20 protein-coding genes and 1 other RNA gene are annotated in these 24,259 nt (G+C 42.1%); 4 read left to right on the top strand and 17 right to left on the bottom strand.

The window, feature by feature from the left end; all coding sequences use genetic code 11:
* Positions 1-40: 40 nt before the first annotated feature.
* Complete coding sequence (locus tag AAA942_RS03775; protein WP_338218899.1) at positions 41-1,198, bottom strand: sigma-54-dependent transcriptional regulator; 1,158 nt, start codon at positions 1,196-1,198, stop codon at positions 41-43.
* Positions 1,199-1,213: 15 nt separating this feature from the next.
* Positions 1,214-1,650, bottom strand: an RNA gene (gene rnpB, locus AAA942_RS03770) — RNase P RNA component class A.
* A 192-nt stretch (positions 1,651-1,842) separates the two neighbouring features.
* On the opposite strand from rnpB, the gene AAA942_RS03765 reads away from it, so the two are divergent.
* Together AAA942_RS03765 and AAA942_RS03760 are read left to right on the top strand one after the other, a co-directional pair.
* Positions 1,843-2,307, top strand: a complete 465-nt coding sequence (locus AAA942_RS03765; protein ID WP_338218898.1) for a PaaI family thioesterase — start codon at positions 1,843-1,845, stop codon at positions 2,305-2,307.
* A gap of 47 nt (positions 2,308-2,354) precedes the next feature.
* Complete coding sequence (locus AAA942_RS03760) at positions 2,355-2,921, top strand: DUF3109 family protein (RefSeq protein WP_338218897.1); 567 nt, start codon at positions 2,355-2,357, stop codon at positions 2,919-2,921.
* Position 2,922: 1 nt separating this feature from the next.
* On the opposite strand, the gene AAA942_RS03755 is transcribed toward AAA942_RS03760, so the two are convergent.
* The 8 genes from AAA942_RS03755 to rocF all read right to left on the bottom strand — a co-directional run bounded on the left by AAA942_RS03755 (position 2,923) and on the right by rocF (position 9,765).
* Positions 2,923-3,645 (bottom strand): SGNH/GDSL hydrolase family protein, encoded by a 723-nt coding sequence (locus AAA942_RS03755; protein WP_338218896.1) that lies wholly within the window; start codon positions 3,643-3,645, stop codon positions 2,923-2,925.
* Positions 3,642-3,995, bottom strand: coding sequence for a translation initiation factor (locus tag AAA942_RS03750; protein WP_338218895.1), 354 nt, complete (start codon positions 3,993-3,995; stop codon positions 3,642-3,644). Before AAA942_RS03750 ends, AAA942_RS03755 begins: the two co-directional genes overlap by 4 nt.
* A 3-nt stretch (positions 3,996-3,998) precedes the next feature.
* Positions 3,999-4,850, bottom strand: coding sequence for a universal stress protein (locus tag AAA942_RS03745; protein ID WP_338218894.1), 852 nt, complete (start codon positions 4,848-4,850; stop codon positions 3,999-4,001).
* A gap of 69 nt (positions 4,851-4,919) precedes the next feature.
* Positions 4,920-5,828 (bottom strand): 1,4-dihydroxy-2-naphthoate polyprenyltransferase, encoded by a 909-nt coding sequence (locus AAA942_RS03740; RefSeq protein ID WP_338218893.1) that lies wholly within the window; start codon positions 5,826-5,828, stop codon positions 4,920-4,922.
* 16 nt (positions 5,829-5,844) lie between these two features.
* A complete protein-coding gene (locus tag AAA942_RS03735) occupies positions 5,845-6,429 on the bottom strand; it encodes a glutathione peroxidase (RefSeq protein WP_338218892.1) in 585 nt (194 codons plus the stop codon).
* Positions 6,430-6,431: 2 nt separating this feature from the next.
* Positions 6,432-8,222 (bottom strand): arginine--tRNA ligase, encoded by a 1,791-nt coding sequence (gene argS / locus AAA942_RS03730; protein ID WP_338218891.1) that lies wholly within the window; start codon positions 8,220-8,222, stop codon positions 6,432-6,434.
* 128 nt (positions 8,223-8,350) lie between these two features.
* Positions 8,351-8,728, bottom strand: coding sequence for a GxxExxY protein (locus tag AAA942_RS03725; RefSeq protein ID WP_338218890.1), 378 nt, complete (start codon positions 8,726-8,728; stop codon positions 8,351-8,353).
* Positions 8,729-8,814: 86 nt separating this feature from the next.
* Entirely contained in the window at positions 8,815-9,765 is a 951-nt protein-coding gene (gene rocF / locus AAA942_RS03720; protein ID WP_338218889.1) for an arginase, read from the bottom strand.
* A 275-nt stretch (positions 9,766-10,040) separates the two neighbouring features.
* Here rocF and AAA942_RS03715 point away from each other — a divergent pair, with 275 nt between their 5' ends.
* Complete coding sequence (locus AAA942_RS03715; RefSeq protein WP_338218888.1) at positions 10,041-11,429, top strand: arginine decarboxylase; 1,389 nt, start codon at positions 10,041-10,043, stop codon at positions 11,427-11,429.
* Positions 11,430-11,503: 74 nt separating this feature from the next.
* On the opposite strand, the gene AAA942_RS03710 is transcribed toward AAA942_RS03715, so the two are convergent.
* From AAA942_RS03710 to uxaC, 5 genes are all read right to left on the bottom strand, one after another.
* On the bottom strand, positions 11,504-12,229 hold the full coding sequence (locus tag AAA942_RS03710; RefSeq protein WP_338218887.1) for a DUF5715 family protein: 726 nt from the start codon (positions 12,227-12,229) through the stop codon (positions 11,504-11,506).
* Positions 12,230-12,466: 237 nt separating this feature from the next.
* On the bottom strand, positions 12,467-14,248 hold the full coding sequence (locus AAA942_RS03705) for an acyl-CoA dehydrogenase (protein WP_338218886.1): 1,782 nt from the start codon (positions 14,246-14,248) through the stop codon (positions 12,467-12,469).
* Positions 14,249-14,414: 166 nt separating this feature from the next.
* On the bottom strand, positions 14,415-15,596 hold the full coding sequence (gene uxuA / locus AAA942_RS03700) for a mannonate dehydratase (protein ID WP_338218885.1): 1,182 nt from the start codon (positions 15,594-15,596) through the stop codon (positions 14,415-14,417).
* Positions 15,597-15,700: 104 nt separating this feature from the next.
* The gene (locus tag AAA942_RS03695) at positions 15,701-16,522 is read right to left on the bottom strand and encodes an SDR family oxidoreductase (RefSeq protein WP_338218884.1); all 822 of its coding nucleotides are present in this window, start codon (positions 16,520-16,522) and stop codon (positions 15,701-15,703) included.
* Positions 16,522-17,961 (bottom strand): glucuronate isomerase, encoded by a 1,440-nt coding sequence (uxaC, locus tag AAA942_RS03690; RefSeq protein ID WP_338218883.1) that lies wholly within the window; start codon positions 17,959-17,961, stop codon positions 16,522-16,524. The genes AAA942_RS03695 and uxaC overlap by 1 nt, the downstream gene beginning before the upstream one ends.
* A 182-nt stretch (positions 17,962-18,143) precedes the next feature.
* Here uxaC and AAA942_RS03685 point away from each other — a divergent pair, with 182 nt between their 5' ends.
* Positions 18,144-19,169, top strand: a complete 1,026-nt coding sequence (locus tag AAA942_RS03685) for a LacI family DNA-binding transcriptional regulator (protein ID WP_338218882.1) — start codon at positions 18,144-18,146, stop codon at positions 19,167-19,169.
* Between the two features lie 73 nt (positions 19,170-19,242).
* Here the strand turns inward: AAA942_RS03685 and AAA942_RS03680 are convergent, their stop codons facing one another.
* Together AAA942_RS03680 and AAA942_RS03675 are read right to left on the bottom strand one after the other, a co-directional pair.
* On the bottom strand, positions 19,243-20,919 hold the full coding sequence (locus AAA942_RS03680; RefSeq protein ID WP_338218881.1) for a RagB/SusD family nutrient uptake outer membrane protein: 1,677 nt from the start codon (positions 20,917-20,919) through the stop codon (positions 19,243-19,245).
* A gap of 17 nt (positions 20,920-20,936) precedes the next feature.
* Positions 20,937-23,960: a SusC/RagA family TonB-linked outer membrane protein gene (locus AAA942_RS03675; protein WP_338218880.1), complete on the bottom strand. Its 3,024-nt coding sequence runs from the start codon at positions 23,958-23,960 to the stop codon at positions 20,937-20,939.
* Between the last annotated feature and the right edge of the window lie 299 nt (positions 23,961-24,259).

Below are 24,259 nucleotides of genomic sequence, written 5' to 3'. Positions count from 1 at the left end.
GCCACTGAAAAATCTAACAGCTAAAAAAAATATGCTGACCTTAATAGTCAGCATATTTTTTTACATCCTCTAGGCTGATTATTGATTCTCCCAGAATCACCAGTCTCTCTACTACATTTCTTAATTCTCTTATATTTCCTGTCCAGGGAAATTCTTGAAGTTTAGAGATAGCCTCTTTGGATATTCCCTTTTTTGCATCTCCATTTTCCTGAGCTATGTCATTTAGGAATTTATCTACTAATAGAGGAATATCTTCCTTTCTGTCTTTTAGAGCAGGAACCTGTACAAGGATCACACTTAATCGGTGATATAAATCCTCTCTAAATCTTCCTTCCTCGATTTCTTTTTTCAGGTCCTTATTCGTTGCAGCAAGTACACGCACATCTACTTTGATGTCTTTGTCACTTCCTACCCGGTTGATCAGGTTTTCCTGAAGGGCTCTCAGTACTTTGGATTGGGCAGAAAGTGACATATCTCCGATTTCATCCAGAAACAGGGTGCCTTCTTGAGCCTGCTCAAATTTACCTGCTCGTTGCTTGTGAGCAGATGTAAAGGCTCCCTTTTCATGTCCAAAAAGTTCTGATTCGATGAGTTCGGAGGGGATGGCAGCACAGTTGACTGCGACAAAGGGACCGGCGTTTCTGTTGCTTTTCTGATGAATCCAATGCGCAACGAGTTCCTTTCCAGTACCGTTTGGCCCGGTGATGAGTACCCGAGCTTCCGTAGGTGCTACTTTTTCAATGGTCTCTTTCACTCGCATGATTCCAGCAGATTCCCCCACCATGTCAAATTTTTTGGAAAGCTTCTTCTTGAGCACTTTTGTCTCAGTGACCAAGTTTTTCTTGTCCAATGCATTTCTGACGGTGAGCAATAGGCGGTTCAGGTCAGGTGGCTTTGGGATAAAGTCAAAGGCACCTTTTTTGGTGGCTTCTACGGCCGTCTCAATGCTTCCATGTGCAGAAATCATGATGAATTGAGGAGATTTTTCCAGTGCTTTGGCCTGCTCCAGAACTTCAATTCCATCCATTTTTGGCATTTTCACATCGCAAAGGACCAAATCAAATTCCTCGTCTTTTATCTTCTGAAGACCATCTTCACCATCTTGGGCTTCGGTGACTTCAAATTTTTCGTATTCAAGAATTTCCCTTAAAGAAGAGCGAATGAAACGCTCATCGTCAATAATCAGAATTTTTGGCATAGCGTAAAGTAAAGAAAAAAGTGCAAGTCTGTAAGCCGGGTTCTGTGTCCTTTTTCGATAAATCGATAAAAGGTGCCTGTCATTTATCTAGCCCTGACTTCACAGTCAGGATCCATCGATCTACCCACCCCGGAATCCTCCCGAAAGCTATCGGAACAAATCGAACGAGCAGCTCTTTGCCCGAGGCCTATTTGATCTTTCAACCCATAAGGTTTGCCGTGCCCCCTTCATCACTGTCGGGGCGGTGGGCTCTTACTCCACCTTTTCACCCTTCCCATTTGACATGCTCAGGTTATGCCCTGTGCCAAATGGAGGTTTGTTTTCTGTGGCACTTTCTGTCTGCTGACCCTTGGAAATCAGCATCCTTCCCGTTAGGAAGTATGGCGCTCTATGTTGCCCGGACTTTCCTCTTTCCCGGTTTGACCCGAGACAGCGACAAGCCGACTTGCACGCTGCAAAGTACGTTAATTTTCTCCTGAGAGTTAGCCTTTTGGTTCTTTTAAAAAAAATCAGGTTTTTTTTCAGTTGGAGAAAACATTTCAAATCTATCCCTGTTTATTATTTCAAAGGCTAAAATAGCTTTTCTTCATAGTGCTGGGTTGAGCCGCTCCGAAAGGGGCGGTTCTTTTTTTATATTTTGATTTATGGAAAATCGCCAACGCAAAAAATTCAGGAGATTGATCCGAATGATCAATTGGTATCCTCCGTATTTGTTTTCAGGAATCAAGATTGTGGACCATGCCCAGGATTTTTCGTGGTTTAAAAGCCGGTTGGTTCTAAAGTGGTACAACAAAAACCTGGTCGGCACGGCTTTCGGAGGCTCTTTGTATTCCATGTGTGATCCTTTTTTCATGTTTATCCTTTTGATTCATTTGGGAGAGGATTACATTGTTTGGGATAAATACGCTAATATCGATTTTGTGAAACCGGGTAAAGGCCCCGTTTTTGCGGAGTTTAGGCTTAGCCCGGAAGAAATACTGCATGTGAAAAACTTGGTGGACAAAGAAGGAAAAGCAGTTGTGGAATATCCCTGTGAAGTGAAGTCAGAAGATGGAACCTTGATAGCTAAGCTGAGAAAAGGGCTCTATGTGAGGAAGAAGAATCGATAAAGCAATACAGGGGATATTCCTTAACTTCGCAAAAAAATAGTACAAATATGATTTTGGTCGGAAATGCGGTGCTTTCGCAGGATATCAAAGAAAATTTTTTTGTTTGTGACCTGTTGGCTTGTAAAGGGGCTTGCTGTGTAGAAGGGGATGCTGGAGCTCCTCTGGAGGATGAAGAAACGAAAATCCTTGAGGAAATCTACCCCGAAGTCAAACCCTACCTTTCTGAAGAAGGGAGAAAAGCCATCGAAGCCCAAGGAACTTGGGTCATTGACAAAGACGGTGATAAAGGAACCCCTACCATTGGAGATAATCGAGAATGTGCCTATGCCATCTATGACCAAAAAGGAATTTTGAAATGCGGAATAGAACAGGCCTATTTAGATGGGAAAGTGAGTTTCAAAAAACCCATTTCCTGCCATCTTTATCCCATTCGAATTACCAAATACGATCAGTTTGATGCAGTGAATTATGATCGATGGGAAATATGCGATCCGGCGTGTAATTTGGGACAAAGCCTTCAAGTGCCTCTTTATCGTTTTCTCAAAGATGCACTGATCAGAAAGTATGGAGAAGCTTGGTACGAACAGCTCTTGGAAGAAATAGAAAATCAATGAGTTAATTTTCCAGCCACCCGGATTTTTTCAATCCTTTGATAGTAAACTCGGCGATTTTTTGATAGCCCAAATCCGAAGGGTGAATTTGGTCTTGAGAAAAAAAGTCCGGACTCAAATCCAGAGAAATCGGCTCAAAATAAATTTCTTTATCTCTTTGAGCAATTGACTTCATTTCTTTTTGAAGATAAGCTCTTTGGATTTCCAATTGCCTTTGCATTCGGCTCGAAAAGGCAGGAAACAGATGGACGGGAGGAATGTCTGCCAGGTAAATCCATGCGGGGCTTAGCTTTTTCTTGAAAAGGTGAATTAATTCAGACAATTGTCTGTGGTAATCCTTTGGCGAGGTCAATTTAAAGCAATCATTCGCTCCCAAAAACAAGGTGATCCCATTCTGAGTCGGTGATGGATTCCAGAAATTTTGATGAAAAAAATCATTAGCCTCCTGGACCCGAAGTCCGTTTTTGCCCAAACAATAGACTGAATACTCGTCTCCAAGTTTTTTTTTGAAATGACCTGCAAGTGTGGTTTCAACCTGAGAAGCACCGACTCCTGCCGCCGTAGATTCTCCAAAGACCATTAGTCTTTTTTCCCCTCCATTTAAAATCAACTTTTCGGAATGAGGAGGGAGCTTGGGTTTTGATTCCCGGATTTGTTTCGCCTCAGCGATCAAAAAAGGCAGACTAGGAAATAATTTTGCCTGGAAAAGCCAATAGGGCAAATTCATCCTCCGGCTTTTTTTGCTCCATAGCCTGCTTGGGTCAAGACTTGAAGGACCTTATCTCGATGATCTCCTTGAATCAGGATTTCTCCATCCTTTGCAGTACCGCCCACACCGCATTTGCTTTTGAGCAATTTTCCCAAATCTTTGAGGTCTTCTTCTGTACCGACAAAGCCGTCAATAAGCGTAACTTGTTTTCCAGCCCTGGCTTTTTTGTCCAAAAGCACTTTTAGTCTTTGTTGGGACGGGGGAAGGGTTTCTACAGAGTCTTCCCCCTCATATTGGTAGCTAAAATCTGAACTGGTGGAATACACCACTCCATCTCTTTTTTTCCAATCGTTGTCTTTTCTTCCCATCTTTTATCTCTTGAATGTCCAAACTGGCCGTTTGGAATGATTGACCACATCCTCGGCAATACTTCCTGTGATCAAATGCAGGAAGCCTGTACGTCCGTGGGTAGTCATGGCAATCAAATCCGCATCTATATCATCAGCAAATTCCAGAATACCTGTTTCTTCTGAAAGGGAATTGTAAATCTCTGCTTTGATATTCTCCAGTTTGTGTTTCTGAACATAGGTCTTGATTCTGGCAAATGACTCACGAGTCGTTTCGAAGTTTCCGGGGGTATTGACTAATACAAAGTAAAATTGGGCATCAAACAAAGTCTGCATTCTTCGGATTCTTGAGGCCACCTCATCATCAGAGTCTCTAAAGTCTGAGGCAAATACCACCTTTTTCATGTTATTCACATGGGTTTCTGATTTGATGGTGATTACTGGACAGGCTGCCGTTCTTACCACTTTCTCCGTATTGCTTCCGATCAGTACTTCTTCCAATCCACTTGATCCCTTCGAACCCATAATTACCAGATCTGGGTTCTTTTCTTGGATTACATCCACAATGTTTCTGTATACATTTCCGATCACTAAGTTGGTTTTCAGATTTATTGAAGAATTTTTGTGCTTTTCTTCAATTTCCTTGAATTGTATTTTTCTTGTCTTAATCAGTTCCATGAAAAAGACTTGATTCTCAAAATCTGGAATTGCATCGAGTCCGCCGCCCATAGTACCCATTCCGGTCGCTACAGGGGTTTCGACTACGTGCAAAAGATTTATTTCCAGTTGATTGTAGTTTTCAGCAAGGCTGATAGCAAATTCAAATGCAAAATTGGCTGTTTCTGAAAAATCGAAGGGGACGAGGACTTTGATCATAGTTAGGTTTATTTAATTCCTCCAAATTAGCCAAATTGAGAAACGGAAAAAGGATTTTTATCAGGTTTTTCAAAAAAGTAAACCTATCCCAAATAGAATGACGGAGAGTAAGGTGCTCATTGCCATTTTTTTTAAGTAGGGGTCTGTTTCAGCTGAAGACTGTGCATTTTGAACACCCACTCCTACTTTTAGCGCCAGTGGTAAGGAAAGTAAAACCAGAAAAGAGTAAGGTTGCTGGCTGAGTAAAGCAAAAGCAATGATCATCAAATACCCGGATAAAATAAGTCCCCAGTTGTATTTTATGGCAGCCTCCTTACCTATTCGAACCGGAATAGACATTTTTCCAGCTTTGCGGTCTGATTCGATATCCCGGATATTATTGATATTCAATACCGCAGTACTAAAACATCCCAAGGCTCCTGCAACAAGAAAGGAAAGGATATCAAAACTTTTTGTGTGAAGGAAAAAGGTGCCTATTACCCCCAAAAGGCCGAAAAACAGGAAAACCGATAAGTCTCCAAGTCCTGCATATCCATAAGGGTTATTCCCTGAGGTATAACTTATCGCTGCCCAAATGGCCATCAATCCCAGTCCAAAGAAGATCAGAAATATTAACCAACTCTGAAATGCAAAGAGAATCAGCAAGATACCCGAGACCAAAGAAAGAGCTCCAAAAACATACATCGCTGATTTCATTTCCTGAAGTGAGATCAGGCCAGATTGGACAGCACGGACTGGACCTTGCCTCTCTTGAGAATCAGCCCCGTGGATAGTATCTCCGTAATCATTGGAAAGATTGGAAAGAATCTGAAGAAAAATTGTGGTCAAGGAGGCTAACAATAGGATTTCCCATCTAAAGGCGTCTTTCCAAAAAGCAAGAAAGGAGCCTGCAAAAATACTTGCAAGTGCCAAGGGTAAAGTGCGAAGCCTGACTGCATGCAGCCAGGCCTCTTTTTTGGTTTGTATTTCTTTTTTCAAAACAGAATTAGCTAAATCAAACTCCGATTAGCTCAAGAATCTGCTCGTCAAGTGGAGTGACAGAGGAAGGGAAAAACTTCACCAATTCCCCATTTTCATTGACAAAATACTTGCAGAAATTCCAAGAAGGTTCCTGATTGTTCCATCCGTTTTGAGATGCGTCAGATAGCCATCTGTAAAGTGGGTGTTTGTCAAATCCCTTAACTGAGATTTTCTCAAACATTGGAAAAGTCACTCCAAATTCAGTGTCGCAAAACTCCTTGATCTCTTCATTTGAGCCGGGCTCTTGACCTCCAAAGTTGTTTGCAGGGAAGCCTAAAACCAGGATTTTATCTCCATGGGTGGCGTAAAGCTCCTGAAGCTGAGCATACTGCTTGGTGTAACCGCATTTGGAAGCCACATTTACCAAAAGGAGTTTCTTCCCTTTGAATTGGGAAAAGTCTACCTCTTTGCCGTTGATGTCTTTCATTTTGAAATCATAGAACGAACTTTCCATAGTTTGGTCGTAGTTGGGGTGAAATGCGTTGGAATCATCAGGTCTTTGTGCGGTCTGTCCGCAGGCAAAGAATAAAGCGGTAAGGATTAAAAGCGTTGTCTTCATATTTACATTCTTTCGGGTACTTGAATACCAAGCAAACTCATTCCTCTTTTGATTGTTTTTGCAGTAAGTGCAGAAAGGGCCACTCTAAATTCCACTAAAGCAGATTCCTTTTCATGGAAAATGGGAAGATCTGCATAGAAGCGGTTGTATTCTTTTGCCAGATCAAAGAGATACTGGGCAATTACAGCTGGAGAATAATCGTCAGCAGCCAATTGGATCTTTCGGTCAAATTCACTCAACAGCTGAATCAAAGCTACTTCAGATTCTGCCAAGTCTTTAATGTCGGAGAAGTCCGCTTTTCCATAATTCACTCCTATTTGGTCAGCCTTTCTAAGAATGGCAGCAATCCGCGCGTGGGAGTATTGTACAAAAGGACCGGTATATCCCTGAAATTCGATGGACTCCTGAGGATTAAACAGCATTCGCTTTTTAGGATCGACTTTCAAGAGAAAAAATTTCAACGCTCCTAATCCCAAAATTTCGTAGAGCTCTTTGGCTTGTTCCTCATTGAAGCCTTCGATCTTTCCTAGCTCCTTGGTATGATGTTCGGCTGTTTCGATCATTTCATCGATCAAATCGTCTGCATCTACGACTGTGCCTTCGCGGGATTTCATTTTGCCGGTAGGCAAGTCCACCATTCCATAAGACAGGTGGTACAATCCCGGCCCATAAGATCGGCCCAGCTTCCGCATGATCTTAAACAGGACATCAAAGTGGTAATCCTGCTCATTACCAACTACATATACTGATTTGTCTATCTGAAAATCTTTGTATTTCAAATCAGCAGTCCCCATGTCCTGAGTGATGTAGACTGAAGTGCCATCTCCTCTTAGCACAAGCTTTTCATCAAGCCCCTCATCAGTTAAATCAACCCAAACCGAACCATTTTCTTTTTTAAAGAAAACGCCCTTGGCAAGCCCTTCTTCAACGATGTCTTTGCCTAAAAGATAAGTGTCGGACTCATAGTAATACTTGTCAAAATCGACCCCCATCTTTTTGTAGGTAGCATCAAATCCGGCATAAACCCAGGAATTCATCTTCTTCCAAAGATCGACCACTTCCTGATCTCCCATTTCCCATTTGCGGAGCATGTCCTGAGCTTCAAGAAGTATAGGAGCAGTTTTCTTTGCCTCTTCCTCTGAATTTCCCTTTTCGACCAGTTCCTTGATTTGTTTTTTGTATTCCTGATCAAAAAGCACATAGTATTTTCCGGCCAAGTGATCTCCTTTCAAGCCTGAAGACTCGGGAGTTTCTCCATTTCCAAAGTGCTGATAGGCCACCATGGACTTACAGATGTGGATTCCCCTGTCATTTACCAGATTGGCTTTGATGACTTCATACCCGTTGGCTTTGAGGATTTCGGCTACCGCAAAACCAAGGAAGTTGTTTCTCAAGTGTCCCAAGTGCAGAGGCTTGTTGGTATTGGGAGAGGAATACTCCACCATGACTTTTTGCCCTTTGGAAGGGAATTGACCCAATTTGGGGTTGGAATGTAACTTTTGAAAAAGATCTATCCATGTAGATTCATTCAAAACCAAATTCAAAAATCCCTTGACCACATTGTAATCATTGACTTCGTCCAAATTGGACTTGAGGTATTCTCCGATTGCTTTGGCGGTATTTTCGGGGGTAGTTTGGGAGATTTTTAAAAAAGGAAAAACCACGAAGGTAAAGCTGCCTTCAAATTCCTTTTTGGTAGGAGAAAGGCTGATCTGCTCCAAAGGAAGATCATGATTGAAAATATTCTGAAAGGCGAGTTGAATGCCTTGGATGATAGATTTTTGAAAGTTCATGATTTAAACCACAAAGGCCACTAAGGTAAAATTAGAGTTCGCAAAGGTAAGATTACAGAGATTAATAGAAAAAGTAATGGACATGGAGTTCGAAGTGTGAAGATTGAACGCTCTTCCCAGAGTTTTTATTAGGATAAGTACCGAAACCGATCATTTATGACTCTTTGAAGCCCTAATTTTAAAAGAGTTACGTTGAAATTCATCAATAACCCAAGTTTATAATTCCCCAAGTTTAAGTAGTTTAATATTTGGGCCAAGTGAAGATCATTTAGGTGTTCAACTGATTTAATTTCTAACACCAGTTTATTTTCAACCAAGATATCGATTTTGTAAGCAGCCTCGATCCGAATATCGTCCATTTCTAAAGGAAGAATTTTTTCAACTTCTATTTGAAAGCCTTCTTTCATTAGTTTTTTTGCCAATAGTTTTTTGTAGGCATTTTCCAAAAGCCCTTGTCCCAAAGCTTTATGAACTTCAATGGCATATCCAATCACTTTATTGGCCAATTGATCTTCGGAATAGTTGAAATAAGAAATGCTTTCTTTCCTTTGTGTTCCTTAATTTAATCTTCGCGGACTTTGCGGTTAAAAAATCAGAAATTATCCACAAGTGATTTGGTGGTTACTTCAAGGACTTCAAAGGCGGCTTCTGCCATGGTATTTTCGGAGTCTAAAGTGGGATTTACTTCCACGATTTCCCAGCAGCAGACGCGCTTGTCTTTGATCAGTTCGGCATTGAGCTCGATGGCTTCCTGCACGGTCAATCCATTGGGGACAGGAGTACCGGTTCCAACTGATATAGAACTGTCCAGGCTATCCACATCAAAGGAAATATAAATCTGATCACAAGACTTGAGGATTTCAAGAGCTTGCTCAGCAATTCGTTTTACTCCTTGCTTTCTTACCTCCTCTGTAGTGAAATTCCGTATACCGAACTTTTCCATCAGGAATTGCTCAGGCTTTTCGGTATCACGAACTGAGATAAACACAATGTCTTTTGGGTTGATTTTTGGGAAATCCCCACCGATTTTCTTGATTTTTTCCCAGAAAAGAAGGGTCTCTTCGGTTGGTTGATTGATTTGGCAATCTGCATTATCCAGTTGACTGACCATAGCCAAAGGCATCCCGTGCATATTACCCGAAGGGGTAGTCAATGGGGTATGCAAATCGGCATGGGCATCGATCCAGATCACCCCGAGGCTTTTTTCAGGGTGAGCGGCTTTGATTCCCATGATGGTCCCGGCAGCCGTGCTGTGGTCTCCCGCCAAAACAATAGGGAATTTCTTTTCCAAGCGGAGAGATTCTATTGTGGAATAGACATTTTTGAGCACCTGATAGACGCCATCAATGTATTTTGCATGCGGGAATTTATTTCCTTTCCAAAGGTAATTATTGGCGTCAGGGATATTGATGGGCTCGAACTGAGTGAAAAAGTCTGATTTTTTGTCCAAGCTGGCGATTTTCAATGCGTCTATACCAAGACTTGCCCCTCGGGTACCTGCTGCAATTTCTGAACGGACCTCGACTAGTTTGATGTCTCTCATAGGTGAGTTATAGTTGGGTTTAAGCTGGGCTAATGCCAGTGCGAAACTACTTAAAAAGGTCCATTTTTCCTTTGTGAATCAAAAAACCAACTCAGTTTTACAAATCTCCCTCTTGAGATTTTTGAAAATTGCCAATAGAAGAGGACTCATTTTCTATTAGTCCGCTCAAACAACCTTTTTTCTAAACCGGGGTTCATTTATCAGGGATTCATTTGATATACCCCGATAAAAAAGCAAATTTTGCAACCCAAACTTGTATTATAAACCTCACTTTAATGAACAGATACATAGACCTGATTCAGCAGACTTTTGATTTTCCAACCAAGGAGTTCCATGTCGAAAACAACGAATTATTTTTTAACGGGGTAAATCTCATGGAGATCATTCAGACTTATGGGACACCGCTAAAGCTGACCTATCTGCCAAAGATTTCTGAAAGCATCCAAAGTGCCAAGACCTACTTCAACAACGCCATCAAGGCTCATGATTATCAGGGAAAGTATACCTATTGCTATTGTACCAAGTCGTCTCATTTTAGCTTTGTGCTTAATGAAGCGCTGAAAAATGATATCCACATCGAGACATCTTCCACTTTTGATATTCCTTTGGTCAGAAGCCTGTATGAAAAGGGCAAGATCACCAAAAACACCTACATCATCTGCAACGGATTTAAGCGGGATCTTTACAAGCAGTACATCACTGAGTTGCTCAATGATGGCTTTGTAAACTGTGTTCCGATCTTGGACAATCTTAGCGAAATTGATTACTACCTGGAGCACGTGAAGGTTCCCTTTCAGGTTGGCATCCGAATAGCGGCCGATGAAGAGCCCAAGTTTGGTTTCTATACCTCCCGTTTGGGAGTAAGATATAATGATATCATCCAGCTTTACGAAGAAAAGATCAAAGATCATCCTTTAGTAAGTCTCAAGATGTTGCATTTTTTCATCAATTCCGGCATTAGGGACACAGCTTATTACTGGTCCGAGCTGACTCGATTCATCCAGAAATATGTGGATTTGAAGAAAATCGCCCCAAGTTTGGACACTATGGATATCGGTGGGGGATGGCCGATTAAGACCAATGTTTTCTTTGATTACGATTACCAATACATGGCTGATCAGATCGTAAAAAACATCAAATGGATGTGTGCCAAAAACAACACAACCGAGCCGAATATTTTCACTGAATTTGGAAGCTATACGGTAGGAGAGAGTGGGGCAGTACTCTACTCGATATTGGATGAAAAACTGCAAAATGATAAGGAACTTTGGTACATGATCGATGGATCATTTATTACTCAACTGCCTGACAGCTGGGGATTGAATCAAAAGTACATCATGCTGGCTGTGAATAATTGGGATGAAACCTACCAAGGTATTTCTTTGGGAGGATTGACCTGTGATAGTATGGACTATTACAACTCAGAAGCCCACCAATACAATATCTATCTGCCTAAAATTGAAAAGGGAAGAACTCAGTATATCGGATTTTTCCACACAGGGGCCTATCAGGAATCTTTGGGAGGTTATGGGGGAATTCAGCATTGCCTGATTCCTGCGCCCAAACATGTATTGATCGACAGGGACGAAAATGGAGAGATCAAGCATTGGCTATTTGCAAAAGATCAGACCGAAGAAAGCATGTTGAAGACTTTGGGGTATTAAAACCTCAAGAATTGAATAAAGAACGAAAAAGACCGCTGAGAGGCGGTCTTTTTGGTTTTTTTTCAGTGAAAGAATTACCTCACCGTCACATGATAGCAACTCTGCTTTCGCTCTTTAATGACGAAGATCTTGCCCGATTCCTGAAAGTGGTTCAGAACCTTTTCAAGATTTCTCTGAGCTTTTTGATCCCAAGATTTGACTCCATTGAACCGGATATAAGAGATGTCAAAGGATACTCCAAAGGAATGAGAGCTATTTCCAGCAGTGGCATTTCGGTTTCGCTTTTTTAAGTTCACCTGCTGATTCATAGTTCGGGTAGCTGAGGATATGGAGAAAAAGTTGCCTTCTCCTGCCAAAATCTCATACATCAATCCCATTTCTTCCAAAATTCTTTTTGAGTGGGGAGTCACAAAAGGATGGCTGTGTGTTAAAGGTTCCAAGCTGTATCCCTTACCCCGACTTATTTCAACCAACTTTTCTGATTTTATCAGATCAGTGAGCTTTTCTTCTGATTCAATAATTCCTACTCCATTGGTTTCTGCAGCATGCAAGTGCTCTTCATAGGCATCTTTTGCCACGCTACCTTTCAACTTCGGAACTTCAGTTAGTTCTGGTAAATCCACTGAAATTGGAATAAGCAAATCTTTAGTATCATGGTCCCCGTTTTCTTCAGAATTTACCAGAGAAAGAGGGTTTTCGATCAGTTGTCCGATGGCAGGTTTGAAAAAAGAGCCAAGAATGGTGGCAGTGAAAGCAAGAATAAAAAATACTAAAGTAAATCTGCGGATACTTTTATCCATTTGAGCGGATGGAATGATGGGGATTGAGATCGGTTCGAAGTTAATTAATTATAGAAAAGCTCCCAAAGAAGGGATACTTATTATCAATAGTTAATAAAGTTTATTTTTGGATTAGGGTGATAATTTTCCGCTTGATTTTCAGTCAGAGTAAAATTTTCCTAATGGGATTTTTTCGAACCTGAATGCATTTATAACAGGTAATGACTTCTTAGATTATTTATTTCAGAATTAGAAGAATCAAAACCACTCCTTTTTCATTTCCAAACTTGGGTAAGTGTTGGAGTGAAATCGGGGAAGCAAACCTTCAATTTTTATCATTTCATACTCCATGAAATATCGGGCGGTTTCGAGCTTTCCGAAATAAAAAACCTGATCGGGATTCCCTTTTTCCAAGGCGTTTTGAGCAGTGATTGCTTGCTTCAGCCACATCCAGCCCACAATCAATAACCCACAGGCATCCAAGAAAAGAGTGGCGTCTGCCAAATATTTCTCCGGCCCTTGATTAATTTTAAATAAGAGTTGGGCCGCTCCATGGTTGAATCTTTTCAGTTTTTCTTCAAAGTCCTCAGCTAATTCATCAAGATTTTCTATTCCCTTGGCCTCTTGGATGGTTTTCTGAATTTCCTTTTGCAAAATTTTCCAGCCTAAACCATCTTCTAAAAGCACCTTTCTTCCCAAGAGATCCAAACCATGAATTCCTGTAGTCCCTTCGTGAATCGGGTGAATCCTAGCTTCTCTGTAGTACTGCTCCACAGGAAAATCGGTGGTATAACCTGCCCCTCCCAGTATCTGAACAGCAGCCGAAGTGCTTTGTACTCCCATTTCGGATGGATAGGACTTGGCAATAGGCGTCAGCAAATCCAAAAGGAGATGCATTTCTTTTTTCTTTTCGGGATTCTCTTCCCGTGATATTTTATCGGAAAGGATTCCGCAATAAACCAGAAGGGCTAGGGCACCTTCAGTAATGCTTTTTTGGAAGAGAAGCATCCTTCTTACATCTGCATGTTCTATGATTGGGACTTGAGGTTTGTTGAGATCTTTTTCGGTCAACTTTCTTCCTTGAGGTCTTTCTTTGGCGTAGGCAAGAGAGGATTGGAAAGCTGCTGTTGCGATCGCTACAGCATTCATTCCTACGCCCAGTCGAGCTTCATTCATCATTTGAAACATGTATTTCAGCCCTTGATTGGGTTCGCCCACCAAGTAACCTTCGCATCCCTCATTGCTGCCGATCATCAGGTGGGCTATGGGAGCGCCTTTGTACCCCATCTTGTGATAAATCCCCTGAGTGAGGACGTCATTTGGCTTTCCGTCTTCTCTAACTTGGGGCACCACAAACAGGGATATTCCTTTGGTTCCAGCAGGAGCACCCTGAATTCGTGCCAGCATAAGATGAATGATGTTTTCGCAGGCGTCATGATCCCCCGCAGATATATAAATCTTCTGTCCTTTGATATGAAATACGCCCGGTTTTTCTGTGGGAAGGGCTGAGGTAGTCAAATCAGACAGTGAACTGCCTGCATCAGGTTCGGTCAATGCCATAGTTCCTTGCCACTTGCCTGAATACATGTTGGGGGTGAATCTATCTATCAACTCTTTTGATCCAAACGTTCGGATCAGATTGGCTGCACCGGTAGTCAGAAAAGGAAATACACTCGCTGAATAATTCGCTGCCTGCATGATAAATCCTGCACAGAGGTGGATGGTCCAAGGAAGCTGCTGTCCTCCTTCTTCGTAAGAAAAAATGGACTGAATCCATCCGTCTTCTCCAAACTGACTGATGATTGATTTCATTTTGGTATGAATTCGAATCTTGCCATCAACAAGCTGTGGCTCATTTCTGTCCATTTCCTTAAAAATCGGGTATAGGGAATTGACCGAGATCTGCTCAGCTGCATCCAGAACCAGTTTGAATGTTTCCTCTGAATGATCGGAGAAATAGGGTAGTTCAATTACTTCTAAGCAGTTTTGGTTTTCAAAAAGCTGGAATAGAAGGTCTTTTTTGGAGTAAAATTCAGCCATGGTTGGGTCTATTGGTTTACTGGCTAAGTTAACTTGGAAGAAGGTTTAATTCTTTTTTTTCAGGAAACTTTTCCAAGAACCGGGACTTCGGAAAAATCAGATTGGCCTGAAATAAAAATCCCCGGAAAAATGATTTTCCCGGGGAAGAGTGATTAAACGGAATCAGTTATTTCCTTTTTTTCATCCATACCAAGGCTTCTTCCACCCCTCGGATTTCTGCCAGCCCTTTTAGCCTGCCTATTCCGGTGTAGCCCGGATTAGATACTTTTTTATTCAAGTCGTCAAGCATTTGATGTCCATGGTCCGGTCTCATCGGGATGCTTTTACCTCTTTTTTCCTGCCAAGTCAAAATCTCGTCAATGACTTCAACCATGGGCACATTTCCTTCCAAATGGTTGTCTTCATAGAAGTTACCTTCGGCATCCCGCTTGGTGCTTCGCAAATGGATGAAATGAATCCGATCTCCAAATTCTCTCACCATGGCCGGAAGGTCATTATCAGCACGAACACCATAAGAGCCCGTACAGAAAGTCAACCCATTGTGAGGACTTGGAGTCTGGGTAAGAATCCTTCTGGCATCTGCAGCTGTACTTACTACTCTTGGGAGTCCGTAAAGAGAAAAAGGAGGATCGTCAGGATGAATGCATAGATACACCCCTGCTTCTTCCGCTACAGGTGTGACTGCGTCCAAAAACATCCTCAAATGTTCCGCAAGTATAGTTGCATCTATTCCGGAATAAGTTTGGAGCATGGCCTTAAACTCATCCAAAGTGTAACCAATCTCAGACCCTGGTAAGCCCTTTAGAATATTGTCCAAAATAAGTTGTTTGGCATCTTGGCTCAGTCGGTCATAGTAGGCTCTAGTTTCTTCGATTTCCTGTTGGCTATACTCCGAAAATGCTTCCTTTCGCTCAAGAATAAATAAATCAAAAGCCACCACTGCCTTTTTCTCGTATAGGAGAGCTTTTGCCCCGTTGGGAAGTTCATACTCCAAATTGGTGCGGGTCCAGTCCAAAATGGGCATGAAATTGTAGCAAACTGTGTAAACACCTTCTGCAGCCAGATTGCGTAAGGTTTGCTTGTAGTTTTCGATGAGTTGAAGGAAATCGCCTGTTCTGGTTTTGATTTGCTCATGCACCGGAACCGATTCAACTACAGACCAGGTCAGGCCGGCATCTTCTATGGTCTTTTTTCGGATTTGAATTTCTTCTCTTGACCAGACTTCCCCATTGGGAATATGGTGTAGGGCCGTGACAATACCTGTAGCGCCTGCCTGTCGGATATCACGGAGACTTACCGGATCTTTGGGACCATACCAGCGCATGGTCTGTTCCATTCTAAAGCTCATATAAAGCGTATTTTATATTTTATTGATTTTTAAAAAGTTAAAAGTTAATAGTTATGTGTTAAACCCTTTCTTTCCCTTAACCTTTTAACTTTTAACCCTTAACTCTAAACCCCCGAGTAGGCACTGAATCCTCCATCAACAGCCACTATAGTGCCTGTAACAAATGCCGAGGCATCACTGCAAAGCCACTGTAGCGCTCCCAGAAGATCTTCTGGCTTTCCAAATCGGTTCATAGGGGTATGGGTAATGATTTGGTTTCCTCTTTGGGTAAGCGAACCATCTGCTTCAGTGAGTAAAGTTCTGTTTTGCTCGGTGAGGAAAAAACCCGGAGCGATAGCATTGACCCTGAATTCAGGACCGTGTTTTTGAGCCAATTCTACGGACAGCCATTTGGTGAGATTGTCGATAGCTGCTTTTGCTGAGGCGTAGCCCATGACCCGTGTCATAGGGCGGGTAGCTGCCATAGAGCTGATATTTAGGATGTTTCCTTTTCCGTTTTTTAGCATGAGTGGGAGCAAAGCCCGGATTGGGAGGACTGTTCCTAAATAGTTTAAGTCCATTACCTTTCTAAGGGAATCTGTTTCTAGGTCGAGGAAATTTTGATCAGGTCTGATGACCGCGCCAGGCATATTTCCACCTGCCGAGTTGATCAAAACATCGATTCTACCGTGCTGAGATTCGATGACTTGGGCTACTTTCTGCAGAGAATCTTCATCAGTTACATCGACAAAATATCCCCAAGCTTTGCCACCATGAGAGTTGATTTCGCTGACTAGGTTACTGACTTTGTTAGGGGTACGTCCCAGAATGAGTACTTCTGCCCCTTCTTTGGCTAGGTGCAGGGCCATAGCTGTGCCCAAAACTCCTGTAGCGCCGGAGAAGGCGATTTTTTTTCCCTGAAGAGAAAATATGGAGGAGGTATTCATCAAATGCTGTAGTTTCTAGGGGAGAAGTCGAAATAGGTCTTTGCATTATGGTAGCAAATATCTGTAATCAGCTTACCCAGCCATTTTTCATCCCAAGGGAGCTCACCGTTTTCCACATCCTGACCAAAAAGATTGCAGAGAATCCTGCGGAAATATTCGTGTCTTGGAAATGATAGAAAGCTTCTCGAATCAGTCAACATCCCAATAAAACAGCTGATCAAGCCCATATTGGAAAGGGTATTCATCTGTTTTTCCATGCCGTCTTTCTGGTCCAAGTACCACCATCCGGAACCAAATTGAATTTTTCCTTTGACAGATCCATCGTTGAAGTTGCCGATCATGGTGGCGAAAACCTCATTGTCCCTTGGATTGAGGTTGTATAATACAGTTTTGGTCAATTGATCTGTACTGTCCAATTCGTTGAGAAATTTGGCCAAAGCGATTGCCTGATCGAAATCTCCAATTGAGTCAAATCCTGTATCAGGTCCCAAAACTTTGAGCATTCTGGAGTTAGTATTTCTCAGGGCTCCTAGGTGAAACTGCTGAACCCATCCTTTGGCGTGGTACATTTTTGCCAACTTCTTCAGCACTTTGAATTTGAAATATTCGATTTCCTCTGGTGAGGGTATATTTCCACGTAGGACCTTCTGAAGAATTCCATCTGCAGAAAGACGGCTATCGGATGAGTAAACCAATTTTTCAAGCCCATGGTCAGAAAGGCGGCAACCTCTTGAGTGGAAAAATTCTACCCGATTGGACAAAGCCTCAATCAGGGTGTCAAAGGAATTGATTTCAAAACCTACGCGATCGGAGAGCTTTTCCAGGTAGGCCTTGTAATTTTCAGGATTTTCTATAGCGAATGATTTATCTGGCCGGAATGCCGGGTAAAGTTGAACCAGACCTTTGCTATGAAAATAAGCTTCATGATGCTCAAGAGTATCCGTGGGATCGTCAGTACTGCATACCAATTCAACATTCATTCTTTCCAAGAGTTGCTGAGTCGTAAATCGATCCTCCTGAAGCATTTCTGTAGTTTTGAAATAGATTTCCTGGGCATTATTTGGTCCTAAGAGATCATCTACATCGAAATACCTTTTCAACTCCATCTGACTCCAATGGTATAGTGGATTACGCATGGTGTATGGAAGGGTATATGCCCATTTTTCAAACTTTTCCGGGTCGGATGCATTTCCGGTGATGTATTTTTCATTTACCCCGAGAGTTCGCATTGCCCTCCATTTGTAATGGTCTCCAGCCAGCCATATTTTTGAAATGTTCTCAAACTTTTTGTTTTGCCTGATTTCGGTGGGGGGGAGGTGATTGTGATAATCTATGATAGGGAGGTCTTTTGCATAGTCGTGATAAAGGATTTTTGCATATTCATTTTTTAGCAAAAAATCTTCCGACAGGAAAGTATGGTGAGATTGTACAGGTATCATTTTGGGCTGGATGGCTTTATTGAAGGCCTTTGTTTCAGAAATAAATTTATCCTTTATCCACCTTCTGAAAACAGCTAAATACGGAAACGATTGCACATTTTATTTAAATGGAAATAATTCACTATTTTGATTGAGCAAAATTTTTGAAGAAATTTTTCCCAACAATAAACCCAATCTGATCTATGAGTACCGGTGTTAACCTCAAAGAACTTGCTGCTGAGTTGAAGCTTTCCCCATCGACAGTTTCCCGAGCACTCAACGACAGCTATGAAATCAGCGAAGCGACCAAAAAGAAGGTCATCAGCATGGCTGAAAAGCTGAATTATCAGCCCAATCCATTTGCCAGAAGTCTTAGAGAAAATAAAAGCAAGACGATTGCGGTGGTCATTCCTGAGCGGATGAGCAACTTTTTCTCCAAAGTGGTAGATGGTATTGAAGAGGTGACTCAGGAGCATGGATATCACTTGCTAGTCTATTGTACCCACGAAGATGTGGATCGGGAAAAGAAAATCGTCAATCTTCTGATGAATGGGAGAGCAGATGCCATCGTGATGTCTGTTTCCAGTCAGACCAGTGATATTTCCCATTTGACCCGGCTTCATGAGCGGGGATTTCCACTGGTGTTTTTTGACCGAATTTGTCCGGCTATTCCTACTACCAAATTCATCACCAATGATTACGAAAGCGGCTTTGAAGGCACCAAGCACTTGATTCAGCAGGGTTGCCGGAAGATTGCCTTCTTGATGCTGTCCAAGGAGCTGTCCATCACCAAAGAGCGGCATAGGGGCTATTTAGATGCCTTGAGACAGGCAGGGCTGTCTCCTGAGCCTCAGCTGAACATTACCTGTTGCCAGGAAGAGGAGGAAAATATTGAGTCTATCCGCAGATTGCTTACTGGGCCTAACCGTCCTGATGGAATATTGTCATCAGTAGAAAAATTGGCTTTGGCTACTTATCATGCAGTTAAAAGAACCGATTTAAAAATACCCAATGATCTAAAAATTATCTCTTTTTTCTCGAATCTGAGCATTGCTAGCCTGCTAAATCCTTCTTTAACTACAATCACCCAACCTGCATTTTCTATCGGTGAAGAGTGTGCAAAATTGCTTATCAAAAAGTTGACTAAGCCGAGACAGCCCGATCTGCCTAATCAGGTGATTACCATTCCTTCACACATCACCATCAGGTCTTCGACTATAGTTTTGTAATTTTTGGTTTTCTTAATTCAAAAAAGGGGCGCTGAATTTCAGCGCCCCCTTTTTATGCAATTTATTTTGAGGATTAGTATCCAGGATTTTGTGGGAATCCGGATTCATTTCCTGCAGCACGGTCTATCTGATTTTGAGGTATAGGTCGTAGCGTATGGAAGTCCTGGATATTCGGTGCAGCCTGAGGATTGTATTGTTTTACACGCTGAACCAAATTACCCCATCTTTTCAAATCCAACCAACGGGTCTGCTCACCGGTAAGCTCTCTGGCTCTCTCTTCCATGAGGAACTCAAAAGTAAATTCATCAGGAGTGATTTCCATTATGGCTTCTTTTCCTGGCCAAGCAGCTCTTCTTCTTACCACATTGATGGTCTCTGTAGCTTCAGCCAATTTTCCCTGACGGAATTGGGCCTCTGCCAAAAGAAGGTAGGTGTCTGCCAATCGCATAGCCAGATAATTTCTACCCCCTTCAAATTGGGTACGGTCTACCCGTCCTGGATCCAAATGCTTGGTCAAGGCTGGGAAAAGTTTCTCATCATATCTGCTAGGTACTAGCACCTGATAAGGTCTTTTGGCTCTTTCTTCCACTGACATTTCAAAACCTGGAAGGAACATGGTAGTATCCCCTGCTGCAAAGGTCAAACTAGTCTTGGAATTGTCGAAAGTTGCAGTGTAGTTTCCCGGTCTGTTGGACAAATAGGTGTCTTTAAAAGACTTTTTATATCTGCTGTCATTTTCCCTGTTTTGGAAGACAGTTTCCAAAGCGTAGACAGTGGGTCTGTATCGCTTAAACGGTCTCCCGTTTTGAGTATCCCTTTGCATACCTGGCTGTGTATCGTATTCCATCAAGAAGAATACATGGGAGTTATTTCCACCACCGTTCGTCAGAGGGCTTCTTGTATACTGCACAGACCAGATGATTTCGTCATTGATTTCATTGCCGAAGGCATGTACATCTCCGAAATCACTGAGTAATCTCAAGCCGGAATTTTGAATGACATCCTTTAGTAAGGCCTCTGCTTTGGAATAGTCATCTCCAGCGCCGGAAGAAGAAGTGGCTTTAGTGATGTGAACACGACCCAACAGGTGCTCAGCGGCATATTTGGTGGCTCTACCGTATTGGCTGGAAGCTTTTTTGTCTTCTAGATTTGGAATGGCTTCGTTCAGGTCCTGAATAATTGCTGCGTAGATTTCGGATTCAGGAGTTCTGGATACCTCATTGGTGGGAATGATGGTCTCAGTCAATCTTAATTCAACAGGACCAAACAGCTGAACCAAAAGGAAATAATGATGAGCCCTAATAAATTTGGCTTCTGCGATTCGTTGAGCTCGAACAGTCGCATCTATTCCGGCGACATTTGGAGCTCGGTCAATGACTGCATTGGCAGTGTTGATTCCGCGATACAATTCATCCCAAAGTTCTCTGACATGGCCAGTTTGTGAATCGAACTGGTTAGTATACGTATTCATAAATTTCCACGAACCATCAGCACCGTTGGTGTAGATATCCGTACCAAATTCAGTGAAATTGTTGCCTCTTTCAGTGCCATACCAAACTCTCATGGTACTGTATGCGGAGTTAACGGCGTCATCAATCCCCTTTGGGGTATTTAGATATTCAGAGCCTATTTGCGAGATTACATCTTCCTGCAATGCATCTTGGCAGGAAGTGGCTATGGCAAGGCCGGTAAAGAAAAGTGTTGTTTTTCCCCAGGCCAGAAGTCTATTTTTTAATGTATTGTTTTTCATTGTCTTCTTGCGTTGAGTTAGAATTTAGCGTTGATTCCGAAGGTGTACTGAACCACAGGAGGTGCAATGTTTGCATTGACTACACCGCCTTCTACTCCTTGCTCACCATCGATGAAGGTTTCAGGATCTATACCCTTGTGCACACTTCTGTACTCGGAAAAGATGAATGGATTTTGGATACTAGTGTAGATTCTCAAGCTTGCAAAACCGATTTTCTTTAATGCATCAGGACCTAATGTGTAGCCTAAATTGATGTTTCTCACTTTCACGAATGTTCCATCGAAATAGGACATTGATGTATTGTACTTAGGTCTTTCTTGGTTTTGGTTTGGTCTTGGATACAAATTGGTAGGGTTGTTTGGAGTCCAATAATCCACTGCCAAATTGTTGTATCGGCCAAAGAGTGAGTTAAAGTTATCGTGGAATGCCGATCTGATGGTAGAACCGAACCTTCCAAAGATGAAGAAGGAGAAGTCAATGCCTTTGAAAGAAAAACGATTGGTCATACCCATGGAGAAGTCAGGAACGGCCGATCCTATAAATACTCTATCCAAGGAATTTATTCTTCCATCTCCGTTGGTATCCTGAATTTTGATTTCTCCGGGTTTGTCTCCAAAGGATTGAGCCACATCCGCTTCATCCAATTGCCAAATTCCCACTTTCTTCAAGTCATAAAACACGGTCAGAGGCTGACCGATAAATCTACCAGCAGCTATATCGTCTCCATTTGGCAGTTCCAGGATTTCCTCTCTGTTTCGGGTGAAAATAAGGTCTGTAGACCATACAAAGTCACCTTTTTCTATATTGAGAGTGGACAAAGTCAATTCAACTCCTCTGTTTTGAGTCTTACCGATATTGGTGGTAAATCCTCCAAATCCTGTGGAGTTTGGTAACGGCTGAGGTGCAAGCAGGTCAGAGGTAGTTGTCACATAATATTCAACTGTACCAAATATTCTATTTTTGAAAATAGAGAAATCCAAACCTGTGTTAAATGTAGTCGAGGTTTCCCATCTCAAATCAGGATTTCCGATAGTATTGGGTCTGTATCCAAATGCAGCCGTTCCGCCACCAGCCCAAGCATAAGAAGTTCTTCCCAGTAAAGGTTGAGTTTGGTAAGGGTTAATGGCTTGGTTACCGATAGAACCATAGCTGACACGGAATTTCATCTGATCGATCCAGGAGGAGTTTTTGATAAAGCCTTCCTCATGCATATTCCAGCCAAAAGCCACTGATGGGAAGTATCCGAAGCGGTTATTTTCCCCGAATCTGGAGCTACCATCAGCTCGGATTGTAGCAGTTAAGAGATACTTTCCTTTATATCCATAATTCGCTCTTGCCATGTAGGAAAGAAGTGCCCATTCAATCAGATTGGTGTTTGCTCCGGTGATTTGAGATGCATCTCCCAATCTGTGGTAAAGTTGAGATGGAGCAGGAATACCCAAAACGCTGATGGTTGATTGCTCAAACTTATCCTGCTGAAAGGACTGAAGCAAAGTCACATTGATATTATGGTCTGTTCCAAGTTTCTTATCATAGGTTAGGATATTTTCGATGGTGTAGTTCAGGTTGAATCTATCATCGACACTACCGGTTGCGTCACCACCTCTTCTGGCATTGGTTTGAGATCCGGTAAATCGTCCTGACCTTCTGATCGTCAAATCGGGACCAAAATTGAATCTATAAGTAAGGCCTTTGGCAATTTCCCAGTTGAGGTAAATGCTGTTAAAGATTCTGGTTCTGTAGGTTTCGTCTAATTGTGCGCCTGGGACTATTTCCGCAAACGGGTTGGTTCTCAATCCATCGGAAGTAGGCAAGAAAATTAAGTTTCCTTCGTCATCAAAAGGTTTTCCAAGCGGGTTTTCCTGCAGTGCTCCACCGATTGGATTGAAGTTTTCTCCATTTCTTTTGCTGTAAGTAACCAAAGTAGAGGTACCGATTCTCACTTTCTTGTTGAGTTGGTGGTCAAGATTGATTCGGAATGTTCCTCGGGTAAAATCCTGATTTTGGATTACACCCACATCTCTAAAGTAGTTACCGGAGATAAAGAAGGTGGTTTTTTCATTTCCTCCACTCACACCAATCTGATGACTTTGGATACTTCCTGTTCGCATCAAACCGCCAACATAATCAGTACTTCTTCCTGTAGCGATTCCGTCTAATTCTACAGGCTCAAAAATTCTGGCATCAGCTTCAGGAGTGGAAGGGCCCTCTGGATATGCTCCTGTAGCTCTTCTTGATTCTCTTTTGTATTCTGCAAAGCCTGGTCCGTCGAATACCTCGATCTGTCCCAGCTCAGAATTGATTCCATAATAAGAGTCTACAGATACGACTGTCTTCCCGGTACTTCCTCTTTTGGTTGTGATCAATACTACCCCATTTGCACCCCTTGAACCATAAATAGCAGTAGCAGAGGCATCTTTAAGTACCTCCATAGAGGTGATGTCTTGAGGGTTGATGTCCTCAAGTCCTCCAGCTGTTGGTATACCGTCGATTACATATAGAGGTTCATTTGAAGCGTTAAATGATCTACGTCCTCGTATACGAACTTGAGGGGCTGTGCCAGGCTTGGAGCCAGCTTGAGTCACGTCGACGCCAGCTGCACGACCTTGTAAAGCTTGACGGGCGTCCACGATTGGTAATTCTTGGATCTCTTTACTTCCTACAGAAGAAATTGCCCCGGTTAGTTGACTCTTTTTCTGAGTACCATAGCCTACTACGACTACTTCTTCCAAGTCAGATAAGTCCGGATTCAAACTAACATCGATTTTACTTCTGTTTCCGATAGTTTCTTCCAAAGTGGTATACCCAATGAAAGAAAACACCAAAACTCCCGTGGAGGGACCGGCGATGGAATACTTTCCATCCAAATCTGTGGTAGTGCCTCGCGTGGTACCTTTTAGAAGGATAGACACACCAGGGATAGGAGTGCCTGTCTCATCCAAAACGGTCCCACTCACCTGCACATCCTGCGCCAATGCAAATCCTGCACTGAGCAACAACATCAACACTACCGAAAGGCATGTGTAAAATTTTGTACGCATAGTTAAAGGGGTTATTGTTATAGATAAATTAGATAATTCAGTTTTCTGCTTTTGATTACGAGCGGAGAAAAATGAGCTTTGATATTTGGTTTAAGGTAGATAGAAGGAAAAATGATCACAATCCTTATTTACTTGGAATTACGGAATCGATTGCGAACTATTTGTTTTATAATAAAACTTAATGTGGTCTTTTTTTAATTTTAAAAAATAAAATTCTGGATTGTAAAATGGTTAAGTAGTCTGCGAGTTTTTTGAAAATCTAGCAATACCGAAAAAAGTGTGAATAAGGATATTTTATG

The sequence above is a fragment of the Algoriphagus sp. oki45 genome (assembly GCF_036245605.1).
Classification (GTDB): domain Bacteria; phylum Bacteroidota; class Bacteroidia; order Cytophagales; family Cyclobacteriaceae; genus Algoriphagus.
Note: the sequence above shows the minus strand (reverse complement) of the source record. Positions and strands in the feature narration are given on the sequence as shown.